The 11,749-nt window shown below is 42.6% G+C and carries 11 protein-coding genes; all 11 read right to left on the bottom strand.

Translation table 11 applies throughout. The features are described 5' to 3' along the window. Positions 1 to 18: 18 nt before the first annotated feature. The 11 genes from rplW to rpoC all read right to left on the bottom strand — a co-directional run bounded on the left by rplW (position 19) and on the right by rpoC (position 11,736). The gene (rplW, locus tag MHB62_RS00735; protein ID WP_003156467.1) at positions 19 to 306 is read right to left on the bottom strand and encodes a 50S ribosomal protein L23; all 288 of its coding nucleotides are present in this window, start codon (positions 304 to 306) and stop codon (positions 19 to 21) included. Then, the gene (gene rplD, locus MHB62_RS00730) at positions 306 to 929 is read right to left on the bottom strand and encodes a 50S ribosomal protein L4 (RefSeq protein ID WP_032723019.1); all 624 of its coding nucleotides are present in this window, start codon (positions 927 to 929) and stop codon (positions 306 to 308) included. Before rplD ends, rplW begins: the two co-directional genes overlap by 1 nt. Positions 930 to 956: 27 nt before the next feature. Continuing rightward, a complete protein-coding gene (rplC, locus tag MHB62_RS00725; protein WP_004399671.1) occupies positions 957 to 1,586 on the bottom strand; it encodes a 50S ribosomal protein L3 in 630 nt (209 codons plus the stop codon). A gap of 39 nt (positions 1,587 to 1,625) precedes the next feature. Beyond that, the gene (rpsJ, locus tag MHB62_RS00720) at positions 1,626 to 1,934 is read right to left on the bottom strand and encodes a 30S ribosomal protein S10 (protein ID WP_003156464.1); all 309 of its coding nucleotides are present in this window, start codon (positions 1,932 to 1,934) and stop codon (positions 1,626 to 1,628) included. Positions 1,935 to 2,170: 236 nt separating this feature from the next. Then, a complete protein-coding gene (locus MHB62_RS00715; protein ID WP_032723018.1) occupies positions 2,171 to 3,127 on the bottom strand; it encodes an alpha/beta fold hydrolase in 957 nt (318 codons plus the stop codon). A 98-nt stretch (positions 3,128 to 3,225) separates the two neighbouring features. Then, on the bottom strand, positions 3,226 to 4,416 hold the full coding sequence (gene tuf, locus MHB62_RS00710) for an elongation factor Tu (protein ID WP_003235058.1): 1,191 nt from the start codon (positions 4,414 to 4,416) through the stop codon (positions 3,226 to 3,228). Between the two features lie 119 nt (positions 4,417 to 4,535). Next, positions 4,536 to 6,614, bottom strand: coding sequence for an elongation factor G (fusA, locus tag MHB62_RS00705; protein WP_003235056.1), 2,079 nt, complete (start codon positions 6,612 to 6,614; stop codon positions 4,536 to 4,538). A 53-nt stretch (positions 6,615 to 6,667) separates the two neighbouring features. Continuing rightward, complete coding sequence (gene rpsG / locus MHB62_RS00700; RefSeq protein ID WP_003225784.1) at positions 6,668 to 7,138, bottom strand: 30S ribosomal protein S7; 471 nt, start codon at positions 7,136 to 7,138, stop codon at positions 6,668 to 6,670. A gap of 41 nt (positions 7,139 to 7,179) precedes the next feature. Next, the gene (gene rpsL, locus MHB62_RS00695) at positions 7,180 to 7,596 is read right to left on the bottom strand and encodes a 30S ribosomal protein S12 (RefSeq protein WP_003225781.1); all 417 of its coding nucleotides are present in this window, start codon (positions 7,594 to 7,596) and stop codon (positions 7,180 to 7,182) included. Positions 7,597 to 7,709: 113 nt separating this feature from the next. Continuing rightward, positions 7,710 to 7,958, bottom strand: a complete 249-nt coding sequence (locus tag MHB62_RS00690; protein ID WP_003225778.1) for a 50S ribosomal protein L7ae-like protein — start codon at positions 7,956 to 7,958, stop codon at positions 7,710 to 7,712. A gap of 178 nt (positions 7,959 to 8,136) precedes the next feature. Then, positions 8,137 to 11,736, bottom strand: a complete 3,600-nt coding sequence (rpoC, locus tag MHB62_RS00685) for a DNA-directed RNA polymerase subunit beta' (RefSeq protein WP_004399688.1) — start codon at positions 11,734 to 11,736, stop codon at positions 8,137 to 8,139. Between the last annotated feature and the right edge of the window lie 13 nt (positions 11,737 to 11,749).

The raw sequence follows: 11,749 nt of genomic DNA, 5'->3' as shown, positions 1-11,749 counted from the left end.
CCTTCTTTTTACAGATAATTAAGCTTCAAAAATTTCGATTTCTTTGCTGTCTGCAGTAAGTTTTACGATCGCTTTTCTGCGACGGCTAGTCATACCAGTGTAGCGTCCAACACGTTTTGATTTACCTTTGTAGTTCATGATGTTGACTTTGTCAACTTTCACTCCAAAGATGCTTTCAACCGCGTCTTTCACTTCTGTTTTGTTAGCTCTTACATCAACTTCAAAAGTATATTTCTTTTCAGTCATTAAATCAGCAGAACGTTCAGTAATGACGGGGCGCTTTAGAACATCACGAGGATCTTTCATTATGCAAGCACCTCCTCTACTTTTTCAACCGCTGCTTTTGTAATCAGAAGCTTCTCGTGGTTGACAACGTCTAAAACGTTGATTCCATTAGCTTCAACAACAGTAACTCCAGGAATGTTACGAGCAGATAAAGTTACTGCTTCGTTTGCATCCGCAGTTACGATTAAAGCTTTTTTCTCAACAGATAATCCTTTAAGGATAGCTGCCATTTCTTTTGTTTTAGCCGTATCAAGAGTAAGATCTTCAAGAACGATGATGTTGTTGTCGATCACTTTAGAAGACAATACTGATTTGATTGCCAAGCGGCGAACTTTTTTAGGTAATTTATAAGAATAGCTGCGTGGTGTTGGGCCGAATACGACACCACCTCCGCGCCATTGCGGTGAACGGATTGAACCTTGACGGGCACGTCCAGTACCTTTTTGACGCCATGGTTTACGACCTCCGCCGCGTACTTCAGAACGATTTTTTACTTTGTGAGTTCCTTGACGTAAGGAAGCTCTTTGCATAAGAATAGCGTCGAATACAACACTCTCATTTGGTTCGATACCAAATACAGAAGCGTTTAATTCGATGTCACCAGCAGTAGAACCGTTTTGGTTGTATAATGCTACTTTTGGCATAATCAATTTCCTCCTTTCCTAAGAGAATTATTTAGATTTAACAGCACTTTTAACAGTGATTAAAGATTTCTTCGCACCAGGTACGTTACCTTTGATCAAAAGAAGATTGCGTTCTGCATCAACTTTTACGATTTCAAGGTTTTGAACAGTGATTTGCTCTCCGCCCATACGTCCAGGTAATAATTTACCTTTGAATACACGGTTAGGATCTACAGGTCCCATTGAACCAGGACGACGGTGGTAGCGTGAACCGTGAGACATAGGTCCGCGAGATTGTCCGTGGCGCTTGATCGCACCTTGGAAACCTTTACCTTTAGATACTCCTGTTACATCTACGATTTCTCCAGCAGAGAAAATTTCAACCTTGACTTCCTGACCAACTTCATACGCATCCATTTCCACTCCGCGTAATTCTTTAACGAAGCGCTTAGGAGCAGTTTCCGCTTTTGCAACGTGCCCTTTTTCAGGTTTGTTAGAAAGCTTTTCACGCTTGTCGTCAAAACCAAGCTGGATTGCTTCGTAACCGTCGTTTTCAGCTGTTTTCTTTTGAAGAACAACGTTTGGAGCAGCCTCGATAACAGTTACCGGAATAAGATCACCATTCTCAGCGAATACTTGCGTCATACCAATTTTTCTTCCTAAGATTCCTTTGGTCATTCGTCACACCTCCTATTAAGATCATTCTATATTTTAGAATTAAAGTTTAATTTCGATATCGACACCAGATGGTAAGTCTAATCGCATAAGAGCATCAACAGTTTGTGGTGTTGGGTTCACAATGTCGATTAAACGTTTATGTGTACGCATTTCAAATTGCTCACGAGAATCTTTGTATTTGTGCACCGCACGAAGGATTGTGTAAACTGATTTTTCAGTTGGCAACGGAATCGGACCAGATACGCTGGCACCAGAACGTTTTGCCGTTTCAACAATCTTCTCTGCAGATTGATCAAGGATTCTATGATCATATGCTTTCAAACGAATACGAATTTTTTGTTTTGCCATTATTTTCCCTCCTTTTCGCCTACATCACGTTAGACAGTTCTCCGTGAGAAAAACCTGAACACCTTGCCATGGCAAAGCGGCCGGGTGTGTCAGCAACCTCTCACTTCATCGCAGTCAAAGACCAACATACACCATTATACAGAAAATAGGCGCATGTTGCAAGACTTATTTAAAATATGCATGGTTTGCACACTTTTTTTATTATACAGGGGTTTTTCTTATTTATCAAGGATCTATCATAAATGGTGTCGTGCATGTCGACTTAATGTGTTCGCGAATAATGACGGCTCCTCAATATGCGGGGTGTGAGCTGAGTTCTCAAATTGAAACCAGCGCTTTTCGGGTGCCTCAAGTTCTTGATAATACTGTTTCGATATTTCAGCAGGAACAATTAAGTCATGTTTCCCTGAAATGAAAACACACGGTACTTTAATAGAAGGAACTGATGTAAAACCATTAAACCGGTACAACTCATCAGTTAAATGTTTTTTACTGAAGCGCAATCCATTAAGGAAACTGTGCATGTTCCGCACTCCATACTCATTGCCAGTAAGCATTTGAAATAATACAGCTAGAGATTGACGATGACGGCGAGTGAAGCCTCCCCTGCTTAGCTCGACACAAATCCGATAGATAAGGTGCTGGATATCCTGCTTCCAAGGCGGAGCACCAATGAAACGTGTGAGGAAAGATAATAAGCTGGCTTTTTTTGATTCAGAAATTTCACGAATATGTTGATAAGCAGTTGATTCTTCATCGTGAGGGTTAACAACCTGGCTGATTCCATAATACGCGTAAAATAAATCAGGACACTGCTGCAAAACATAAAGCGCCAGTATTGACCCCCAAGAATGACCGGCTAGGTAAAGTTTTGATTTTGAAAAATGAGCTAAAAGCCATTGAGTGACTTGGATTGTATCTTTAATGAAGTGATTTATTGTCATAGAGTGATGCGAAATTCGCTTAGAATAAGAAAGCCCCGATCCTCTCTGATCCCAATGAACTACTGTAAAATACTGTTCCAGCTCTTTTTGATAATGTCTAACATATCCGATTTGCGGCGTTCCCGGCCCTCCATGTAAAAAAAGCAGCAATGGATTTTTCACGTCAACTCCATTAATCATCAGCATTTGCTTTGTATTTCCAATGCTTAGTTCTTTCATGATTGCGATTGATTTCTTTTCAGGAATCATAAATATTAACCCCTCGAATATGATAGATCCTATTATACAAGAAAAAGATAAGCAAACAAAAAACGAGACCCGCAGGGGTCTCGTTTAAAATCATACTATTACTCAGTGATTGTAGAAACAACGCCTGAACCAACAGTACGTCCGCCTTCACGAATAGAGAAACGAGTTCCTTCTTCGATAGCGATTGTAGAAATAAGTTCAACGTTCATTTCAGTGTTATCTCCAGGCATAACCATTTCTACGCCTTCTGGAAGATGGATGATACCAGTTACGTCAGTTGTACGGAAGTAGAACTGAGGACGGTAGTTAGAGAAGAATGGAGTATGACGTCCACCCTCTTCTTTAGAAAGAACGTAAACTTCAGCTTTGAATTTGCTGTGTGGAGTGATTGTACCTGGTTTAGCAAGTACTTGACCACGTTGGATTTCTTCACGAGATACACCGCGAAGAAGGGCACCAATGTTGTCACCAGCTTCAGCGTAATCAAGAAGCTTACGGAACATTTCAACACCTGTAACAGTTGTTTTCTTGTTCTCTTCTTGAAGACCGATGATTTCAACTTCGTCACCGACTTTAACTTGTCCGCGTTCTACACGGCCAGTAGCAACTGTACCACGACCAGTGATTGAGAATACGTCCTCAACTGGCATCATGAATGGTTTTTCAGTGTCGCGTTCTGGAGTTGGGATGTACTCATCAACCGCATCCATAAGTTCGAAGATTTTAGCTTCCCACTCAGCGTCTCCTTCAAGAGCTTTAAGAGCAGAACCTTTAACAACTGGTACATCATCACCAGGGAAGTCGTATTCGCTAAGAAGATCGCGAACTTCCATTTCAACTAGTTCAAGAAGCTCTTCGTCGTCTACCATGTCGCATTTGTTTAAGAATACAACGATGTATGGTACACCAACGTTTTTAGAAAGAAGGATGTGCTCACGAGTTTGTGGCATTGGGCCATCAGCAGCAGATACTACAAGGATAGCTCCGTCCATTTGCGCAGCACCAGTGATCATGTTTTTAACATAGTCAGCGTGTCCTGGGCAGTCAACGTGTGCATAGTGACGAGTTTCAGTTTCGTACTCAACGTGTGCAGTAGAGATTGTGATACCGCGCTCGCGTTCTTCTGGAGCACCATCAATTTGATCGTACGCCATAGCTGTACCTTTACCAGATTTCTTATGAAGTACTGTTGTGATAGCAGCAGTTAAAGTTGTTTTACCATGGTCAACGTGTCCAATTGTACCAATATTGGCATGTGATTTGGAACGGTCGAATTTTTCTTTAGCCATTCTAAAATCCTCCTTAAGAGCTTTTAATTAGTAATGTATAGAGTGATAGGAAGTGAAAGAAAGCTTTCACTTCCTCATCTTACAATAGTAGTTATACTTGAGTTAAGCGGCAAAATCAATTATTCGCCTTTATTTTTTTTGATAATTTCTTCTGCGACGCTCTTCGGCACTTCTTCGTAGTGATCCATGTGCATAGTGAACGTACCGCGACCTTGCGTATTAGAACGAAGTGCAGTAGCGTAACCGAACATTTCAGCAAGAGGAACCATAGCACGAACAACTTGAGCGTTACCGCGTGCTTCCATACCTTCTACGCGTCCGCGACGTGAAGTGATATCACCCATGATATCTCCCATATATTCTTCTGGAATAACCACTTCCACTTTCATGATTGGTTCAAGAAGAACTGGGTTACATTTGCTGACTGCATTTTTCAATGCCATAGAAGCAGCGACTTTAAATGCCATTTCGTTTGAGTCAACATCATGGTAAGAACCGTCGAAAAGTTTAGCTTTAATGTCGATAAGCGGGAAGCCTGCTAGTACACCATTTTCGAGTGCATCTTCCAGACCTGCTTGAACAGCTGGGATGTATTCACGAGGAACGACCCCACCGACAATCGCATTTTCAAATTCAAAGCCAGCGCCTTCTTCGTTTGGTTCGAATTCGATCCAAACGTGTCCGAACTGACCGCGTCCACCAGACTGACGTACGAATTTACCTTCAACTTTTGCACCGGTACGGAATGTTTCACGGTACGCAACTTGAGGAGCACCAACATTGGCTTCTACTTTAAATTCGCGTTTCATACGGTCAACAATGATATCAAGGTGAAGTTCACCCATACCAGAGATGATCGTTTGGCCAGTTTCTGGGTTTGTTTGAGTACGGAATGTAGGATCTTCTTCAGCAAGTTTCGCTAAAGCGATACCCATTTTATCTTGGTCAGCTTTTGATTTAGGCTCAATAGCAACGTCGATAACTGGTTCTGGGAATTCCATTGACTCAAGGATAACAAGATCCTTCTCATCACATAGAGTATCTCCAGTAGTTGTATCTTTTAGACCTACAGCAGCTGCGATATCCCCTGCGTATACAGTAGAGATTTCTTCACGGCTGTTAGCGTGCATTTGAAGAATACGTCCAACACGCTCACGTTTGCCTTTAGTAGAGTTTTTCACGTATGAACCAGAATCAAGTGTTCCAGAGTACACACGGAAGAACGTCAACTTACCAACGTAAGGGTCAGTCATAACTTTAAATGCTAATGCAGAGAATGGCTCTTCGTCAGAAGAATGACGCTCAATCTCTTCATTTGTATCAGGACGTGTACCTTTGATTGCAGCAACGTCAGTTGGTGCAGGAAGGTAGTCAAGAACAGCATCAAGTACTAGTTGAACACCTTTGTTTTTGAAGGCAGAACCAACAAGAACAGGGTAGAATTCAACATTTAATGTACCTTTACGAATTCCTGCTTTTAACTCGTCAATTGTGATTTCTTCACCCTCAAGGTACTTATCCATAAGCTCTTCATCAAGCTCACATACAGCTTCAATAAGGCTGTTGCGAAGCTCTTCAGCTTGCTCTTTGTACTCTTCAGGGATTTCTTTTGCATCAGAACGAGTTCCGAGGTCATCTTCGTAGAAATACGCAACGTTTTCTACAAGGTCAATGATACCTTCGAAGTTATCTTCAGCACCGATCGGCAATTGAATTGCATGAGCGTTTGCTTGAAGACGGTCTCTTAAAGTTCCTACAGAGTAAAGGAAGTCTGCACCGATTTTGTCCATTTTGTTAACAAAAACGATACGCGGTACTCCATAAGTTGTTGCCTGACGCCAAACAGTTTCTGTTTGAGGCTCAACGCCTGATTGCGCGTCAAGTACAGCAACAGCACCATCAAGTACACGAAGAGAACGTTCAACTTCAACTGTGAAGTCTACGTGTCCTGGAGTATCGATGATGTTTACGCGGTATCCTTTCCACTGTGCAGTAGTCGCAGCGGAAGTGATTGTGATACCACGTTCTTGTTCCTGCTCCATCCAGTCCATTTGTGAAGCTCCTTCATGAGTTTCACCAATTTTGTGGATACGACCAGTATAGAACAAGATACGTTCTGTAGTAGTCGTTTTACCGGCATCGATGTGAGCCATGATACCGATATTACGAGTTTTTTCTAAGGAGAACTCTCTTGCCATTGGGTAATTTCTCCTTCCTTATTAGGAAATTGTGTTTTGTTAATCTATAAATCCTACCAGCGATAGTGAGCAAATGCTTTGTTTGCTTCAGCCATCTTATGAGTGTCTTCACGTTTCTTAACAGCAGCACCAGTGTTGTTAGCTGCGTCAAGGATTTCGTTAGCTAAACGCTCTTCCATCGTTTTTTCTCCACGAAGACGAGCGTAGTTAACTAACCAGCGAAGTCCAAGAGTCGTACGACGTTCAGGACGAACTTCTACAGGAACTTGGTAGTTCGCACCACCTACACGGCGTGCTTTTACTTCAAGTACAGGCATGATGTTTTTCAATGCTTGTTCGAAAACCTCCATTGCATCATTGCCAGTACGTTCTTTAATGATATCGAATGACTTGTATAGGATCGTTTGAGACTTACCTTTTTTACCATCGATCATCATTTTGTTGATTAAACGAGATACAAGCTTAGAGTTGTAAATCGGATCAGGTAAAACATCTCTTTTTGCTACAGGACCTTTACGTGGCATCTGAATATCCTCCCTTCATCAATTATGCGTATTTTCGTATATTATTTTGCTTTAGGTTTTTTCGTACCGTATTTAGAACGGCCTTGTGCACGGTTTTCAACTCCAGCAGTATCAAGCGCACCACGAACGATGTGGTAACGTACCCCTGGTAAGTCTTTTACACGTCCGCCGCGGATAAGTACAACACTGTGCTCTTGCAGGTTGTGACCGATACCAGGAATGTAAGCAGTAACCTCGATTCCGTTAGTCAAACGAACACGAGCATATTTACGAAGTGCTGAGTTCGGTTTTTTCGGTGTCATTGTACCAACACGAGTACATACCCCGCGTTTTTGTGGAGAAGATACGTTAGTGTGCTCTTTTTTAAAGCTGTTGTATCCTTTGTTAAGTGCAGGAGACTTTGAGTTTTCTACTTTACTCACGCGTCCTTTGCGAATTAGCTGATTAATTGTAGGCATGAATTTTTCCTCCCTTCATTACGTTTTATAACCCACATACCCAGGTGGTTCATCAAAAGGCAAAAAACAATGTCTTTACACAAGATGGAATCTTACGCAAAAACAAAAGTACGTTATAAAATAATGGCAACAGCGGCTGCTCCTACCTCAATTCCGCAGGCTTTGCCGAGCTTTTTCATGGATTCAACCATTGAGACAGAGATACCTTGATCTTCAGCAAGTGAAACAACACTTGACGTGAGTATCGGATCTGCGTCTTTTGCAACGACTACTTCCTTTACTGAACCTCGCTTTAGAGCTTTCACTGTTTGCTTCGTACCAATAATAATTGATTTGGCCTGTGATACTTTATCATAAGACATAAACATATCCTCCAAAGTAACAGGTTTATTTCGAGCACCTTGGTTATATTATCATTCTAGGAGACGAATGTCAACAAGGTATGACATTTTTTAGATTCGTTCTTCTCATAGAGTGACTTTTTCATAAATATATCTGCTGAAAGACTGTTTTTGCAGTCTTTCAGCAGAGTTAAATCAGTTATTCAACCGGGACCATATCGTCAGTCGGCTGAACATTTGATACTGGTTTTACTTTACGGTATTTCATCATTCCTGTACCAGCTGGAACAAGCTTACCGATGATAACATTCTCTTTCAAGCCGAGAAGCTCGTCACGCTTACCTTTGATCGCTGCATCTGTAAGGACACGTGTTGTTTCCTGGAAGGAAGCAGCAGATAAGAATGAATCAGTTTCAAGAGATGCTTTTGTAATACCGAGTAAGACAGGACGGCCTGTAGCAGGTCGATTGCCTTCAAGCAATACCTTTTTGTTCGCTTCAGTAAATTGGTGAATATCAAGCAATGTACCTGGAAGCACATCAGTGTCACCGGCATCAATCACGCGTACTTTGCGAAGCATCTGGCGAACCATTACTTCTACGTGTTTATCACCGATTTCAACACCCTGCATACGGTAAACCTTTTGAACCTCATGGAGAAGATACTCTTGAACAGTCGTCAGGTCAGTCACTTTAAGAAGTTCTTTCGGATCGATTGAACCTTCTGTCAGTACTTGGCCTCGAGTAATTTTATCTCCTTCCGCTACTTTCAAGCGGGAGTTGTAAGGTGCCGTATAAGAACGTGTTTCCACTGCGCCTTGAACCACAATTTCCTGTTGCTTGTCACGAACTTCATTGATCTCAACGACTGTACCGTCGATTTCTGTAATTGTTGCCTGACCTTTCGGATTACGCGCTTCGAAAAGCTCTTGGATACGCGGAAGACCCTGTGTGATATCGTCTCCGGCAACCCCGCCTGTATGGAATGTACGCATTGTTAACTGTGTACCAGGCTCACCGATTGATTGGGCAGCAATGATTCCGACAGCTTCACCGACTTCAACATCGGAGCCAGTTGCAAGATTTCGGCCATAGCATCGTTTACATACACCATGAGGCGTATTACATGTGAAGGCAGAACGGATCCACACTTCTTCAATGCCGGCTTCGACAATCTCCAGTGCTTTATCTTCATCGATCAGTTCGTTTTCATTCACAAGCACTTCACCTGTTTCAGGGTGCTTCACTTGTTTTCTTGCAAAACGTCCGATTAAGCGTTCTTCTAAACGCTCAATTGTTTCAGTTCCTTCTTTAAGTGGCTTAGCAAGAATGCCTCGGTCAGTTCCGCAATCAGTTTCACGAATGATAACATCCTGCGCAACGTCAACTAGACGGCGTGTAAGGTAACCTGAGTCAGCAGTTTTAAGAGCGGTATCGGCAAGACCTTTACGCGCACCGTGTGTGGAGATAAAGTACTCCAATACTGTCAGACCTTCACGGAAACTTGATTTGATCGGCAACTCAATGATACGTCCAGCCGGGTTGGCCATCAGGCCGCGCATTCCGGCAAGCTGCGTAAAGTTAGACGCGTTACCACGGGCACCAGAGTCACTCATCATGTAGATCGGGTTGAGTTCATCAAGTGATTTCATCAGTTTGCCTTGGATAACGTCTTTTGCAGCACTCCAGATAGAGATGACTCTCTCATAGCGTTCTTCTTCAGTGATAAGACCGCGGCGGAACTGCTTCATAACGTTGTCAACTTTGCTTTGCGCTTCTTCAAGAATTTCTTGTTTATCATCGAGTACGACGATGTCAGAAACCCCAACTGTAATACCAGCTTTTGTTGAATATTTGAAACCTAGGTTTTTCATGCGGTCAAGCATTTTAGACGTTTCCGTAATATGGAATCGTTTAAAGATTTCCGCGATGATTTTACCCAGAATGCCTTTTTTAAACGGCGCATTGATTGGCTGCTGTGCGATAACAGCTTTAACGTCAGCACCTTTTTCTAAGAAGAAACGGTCAGGTGTTTTCTCTTCAATGTTGCTCTTCGTTGGTTCATTCATGTAAGGGAATGATTCCGGAAGAATTTCATTGAAGACAAGCTTACCGACAGTTGTAATTAACAATTTTGAGCGCTGTTCTTCGGTAAATGTCACATTCTTAAGTGAGTTAGCTGCAACAGCTACTCTCGTATGAAGGTGAACATATCCGTTTTGATAAGCAAGAAGCGCTTCGTCTGTATTCTTGAAGACCATACCTTCACCGACAGCACCGGCACGCTCAAGTGTCAGGTAATAGTTACCCAGTACCATATCCTGAGACGGTGTTACAACCGGTTTACCATCTTTAGGGTTCAAGATGTTTTGAGCAGCAAGCATCAAGATGCGTGCTTCAGCTTGTGCTTCAGCAGATAATGGTACGTGAACCGCCATTTGGTCACCGTCAAAGTCAGCGTTGTAAGCTGTACATACGAGCGGGTGAAGACGGATTGCGCGTCCTTCAACAAGCGTTGGTTCAAACGCCTGGATACCTAATCTGTGAAGTGTAGGGGCACGGTTCAGCAGTACCGGGTGCTCCTTAATAACTGATTCTAGTACATCCCAAACTTCAGGCTGTACGCGCTCAATTTTGCGTTTCGCACTCTTAATGTTGTGAGCAAGACCTTTTTCAACAAGTTCTTTCATAACGAAAGGTTTGAAAAGTTCAAGCGCCATTTCCTTCGGTAATCCGCATTGGTACATTTTCAAATGAGGACCAACAACGATTACAGAACGTCCGGAGTAATCGACACGTTTACCAAGAAGGTTTTGACGGAAACGGCCTTGCTTCCCTTTCAGCATGTGAGAAAGAGATTTTAACGGTCTGTTACCAGGACCTGTTACAGGGCGTCCGCGGCGGCCGTTGTCAATTAGGGCATCGACAGCCTCTTGAAGCATACGCTTTTCGTTTTGAACGATGATGCTAGGCGCACCAAGGTCCAAAAGGCGTTTCAAACGATTGTTACGGTTGATGACACGACGATAAAGGTCATTCAAATCAGAAGTCGCAAAACGTCCGCCATCTAGCTGAACCATCGGTCTAAGCTCCGGAGGAATAACAGGAAGCACATCAAGGATCATCCAAGAAGGCTTGTTTCCTGAGTTACGGAAGGCTTCTAAAACTTCAAGACGTTTGATCGCACGAGTACGGCGTTGTCCTTGTGAAGTTTTCAGCTCTTCTTTTAACATATCAACTTCTTTGACAAGATCGATATCTTGAAGAAGTTTATGAATTGCTTCAGCACCCATAGATGCTTGGAATTTATTACCGTATTTATCAAGATAAGCACGGTATTCTTTCTCAGACAGAAGCTGTTTCTTTTCAAGCGGTGTATTCGCCGGATCAGTTACAACGTAAGAAGCAAAGTAAATGACTTCTTCTAAAGCACGAGGTGACATATCCAGCACAAGACCCATACGGCTTGGAATACCTTTGAAATACCAAATGTGGGAAACTGGGGCAGCCAGTTCAATGTGCCCCATTCTCTCACGACGGACTTTAGCCCGTGTTACTTCGACTCCGCAGCGGTCACAAACTACGCCTTTATAACGAACTCGCTTGTACTTCCCGCAATGACATTCCCAGTCCTTAGTCGGTCCGAAAATGCGTTCGCAGAATAGACCGTCCTTTTCAGGTTTTAACGTACGATAGTTTATCGTTTCAGGCTTTTTCACTTCACCAAAAGACCATGAACGGATTTTATCTGGTGAAGCAAGACCGATGTTCATATACTCAAAATTGTTCACATCTAGCAAGGGGCCTACCTCC

The sequence above is a fragment of the Bacillus sp. FSL K6-0255 genome, assembly GCF_045040725.1.
Classification (GTDB): domain Bacteria; phylum Bacillota; class Bacilli; order Bacillales; family Bacillaceae; genus Bacillus; species Bacillus subtilis.
The sequence above is the reverse complement of the archived record's forward strand: the minus strand, read 5'-3'. Positions and strand labels throughout refer to the sequence as shown.

What these genes read in the sequence shown, in the direction of transcription:
- rplW (WP_003156467.1), bottom strand. Translation starts at nt 306, where the DNA reads ATGAAAGATCCTCGTGATGTTCTAAAGCGCCCCGTCATTACTGAACGT.
- rplD (WP_032723019.1), bottom strand. Translation starts at nt 929, where the DNA reads ATGCCAAAAGTAGCATTATACAACCAAAACGGTTCTACTGCTGGTGAC.
- rplC (WP_004399671.1), bottom strand. Translation starts at nt 1,586, where the DNA reads ATGACCAAAGGAATCTTAGGAAGAAAAATTGGTATGACGCAAGTATTC.
- rpsJ (WP_003156464.1), bottom strand. Translation starts at nt 1,934, where the DNA reads ATGGCAAAACAAAAAATTCGTATTCGTTTGAAAGCATATGATCATAGA.
- MHB62_RS00715 (WP_032723018.1), bottom strand. Translation starts at nt 3,127, where the DNA reads ATGATTCCTGAAAAGAAATCAATCGCAATCATGAAAGAACTAAGCATT.
- tuf (WP_003235058.1), bottom strand. Translation starts at nt 4,416, where the DNA reads ATGGCTAAAGAAAAATTCGACCGTTCCAAATCACATGCCAATATTGGT.
- fusA (WP_003235056.1), bottom strand. Translation starts at nt 6,614, where the DNA reads ATGGCAAGAGAGTTCTCCTTAGAAAAAACTCGTAATATCGGTATCATG.
- rpsG (WP_003225784.1), bottom strand. Translation starts at nt 7,138, where the DNA reads ATGCCACGTAAAGGTCCTGTAGCAAAAAGAGATGTTTTACCTGATCCG.
- rpsL (WP_003225781.1), bottom strand. Translation starts at nt 7,596, where the DNA reads ATGCCTACAATTAATCAGCTAATTCGCAAAGGACGCGTGAGTAAAGTA.
- MHB62_RS00690 (WP_003225778.1), bottom strand. Translation starts at nt 7,958, where the DNA reads ATGTCTTATGATAAAGTATCACAGGCCAAATCAATTATTATTGGTACG.